Origin of the sequence: Exiguobacterium sp. UBA3968, from assembly GCF_002385115.1 — a bacterium.
In the GTDB taxonomy this organism is placed as follows: Bacteria; Bacillota; Bacilli; order Exiguobacteriales; family Exiguobacteriaceae; genus Exiguobacterium_A.
In genome coordinates this window covers 11,369-12,272 of sequence record NZ_DGCW01000003.1, presented here as the reverse complement: position 1 = coordinate 12,272, position 904 = coordinate 11,369, and the positions used below count along the sequence as shown (strand labels likewise).

The window sequence follows — 904 nt, the reverse complement described above, 5'->3', positions numbered from 1 at the left end:
AGAAGGTATCTTCCGGGATGTCGCTCATCCAATCAATGCATTAATGCGAAAAAAGGTCGAAGATTCAGTACTCGAAGCCTATGCGGCACGTGAGGATCAAGAAGAAGGCGTCTGTTACGAAGTCTCTTCTGCCCAAACGACAGATCAAGCATAAGAAAAAGACAGGTTTCTCTTCTTGGGAAAACCTGTCTTTTTCTCGTTTTTTCATCGATTCCGCTTCGTCCCATCATTGAATAACGATGCCATTTTCGTTATAGTTGGAACGAGTGTACTATTTCAGAACGAAATCAACACTAATTTACGTGGAGGAGCGACAAGGATGAATCATTTCGCGGTAATTCTAGCAGCGGGTAAAGGAACTCGGATGAAATCTAAGCTTTACAAAGTACTTCACCCAGTCGCTGGGAAACCTATGGTACAGCACGTCGTCGATCAATTAGCGACGCTCGGCGTCAAGCGACAGGTCGTCATCGTCGGTCACGGTGCGGAATCCGTCAAAGAAGTGCTTGGCACATCGGTGGAATACGCACTTCAAAGTGAGCAGCTTGGCACAGGACATGCTGTTCAAATGGCAGAACCCGTACTCGGGAACGAACAGGGAGCAACGCTCGTCGTCTGTGGCGATACACCACTCTTGACGAGTGACACACTGGCTTCATTGTTACAACATCATGCGGAGACAAACGCAAAAGTGACCGTCTTGACGGCACTCGCTGACGATCCGACAGGTTACGGACGTATCGTTCGTGGCGAAGACGGAAACGTCTCGAAAATCGTCGAGCATAAGGATGCGAATGCAGAAGAGCTCGCGATTCGTGAAATCAATACCGGTACGTATGTATTCGATAATGAGATGTTGTTCGCGACGCTGAAGCAGGTTAAGAATGATAATGCGCAAGGTGAG

General features: G+C 47.9%; 1 protein-coding gene. It reads left to right on the top strand.

Going from position 1 to position 904, the window contains the following annotated elements:
- Window positions 1–319: 319 nt before the first annotated feature.
- On the top strand, window positions 320–904 hold a 585-nt coding region (locus B3S86_RS00200), incomplete at its 3' end, for a sugar phosphate nucleotidyltransferase (RefSeq protein ID WP_290747883.1).